Below are 1,054 nucleotides of genomic sequence, written 5' to 3'. Positions count from 1 at the left end.
CCCGGGGTCGGGCGGCGCGGCGGTGTCCGCCGGCGCTCCGCGCCCGGGTTCGGCCTGCCGGAGGTCGGCGAGCCACAGGCGCTGGAGCATGTGCCAGTCCTGCGGGTGCTCGGCGATGCCGGCCGCGAAGCCGTCCGCCATGCGCTGGGTCATGGCCGCGGTGCGTTCCTTGCGGGTGCCGGTCTGCGGCACCTCCACGGCCGGGTGCACGAAGCCCTTCATCACCGGGGTGTCGTCGAACCAGAGGTTGACCGGCAGCAGCAGCGCCCCGGTCTGCTGGGCCAGCAGGGCGGGCCCGCCGGGCATCCGGGTCGGCTCGCCGAAGAAGGAGACCTCCACCCCGGAGGCGGAGAGGTCCCGGTCGGCGACGAGTGCCACCACGCCGCCGGCCCGGAGCCGCCGGGCGAGGGTGCCGAACGTGGTGCGGCCGGTGTGCGGCAGCACCTCCATGCCGAGCCCCTCCCGGTAGGCGACGAAGCGGTCGTAGAGGGTCTCCGGTTTGAGGCGTTCGGCGACGGTCGTGAAGGGGATGCGCTGGTAGGTGGCGAGCCAGGCGCCGGCCAGGTCCCAGTTGGCCATGTGCGGCAGGGCCAGCACCACGCCCCGGCCCGCGTCCAGGCTGTCGGTGACGCGGTGCAGGTTCTCGATCTCCAGGCTCTCCGCGACGCGCTGCGGGCTCCAGGCGGGCAGCCGGAACGACTCCATCCAGTAGCGCAGGTAGGAGCGCATGCCGGCGCGGGACAGCTCGGCGAGCTCCTCCGCCGAGGCGTGCGGTACCACCCGGGCGAGATTGGCCTCCAACTGCCGCACGCCCGCGCCGCGCCGCTTCCACGCCCGGTCGGCGATGGTGCGTCCGAGCCGCACCGAGGTGCGTTCCGGCAGCCGCTTCACCGCGGTCCAGCCCAGTCCGTAGAGGCCGTTCGTGAGCCGTTCCCTCATGCCTGTCCGCTCCCCTGTCCGGCCTGCGGGTCGGTCGCCCGGCCGGTGGCCGGCCCGCGTACCGCTCCCCCGTCGCGCCGTCCCCCGTCGTCCGGTGCGGACGCCGCCGGGCGGG

1 protein-coding gene is annotated in these 1,054 nt (G+C 75.3%); it reads right to left on the bottom strand.

What is annotated here, in order from left to right:
- Nucleotides 1–939, bottom strand: a 939-nt coding sequence (locus ACYVE9_RS28070) for a phosphatidylinositol mannoside acyltransferase (RefSeq protein ID WP_461030699.1), incomplete at its 3' end; no start/stop codon positions are given.
- Nucleotides 940–1,054: the final 115 nt, after the last annotated feature.

Source organism: Streptomyces sparsus (genome assembly GCF_054776295.1).
This window is presented reverse-complemented; position numbering and strand designations above follow the sequence as displayed.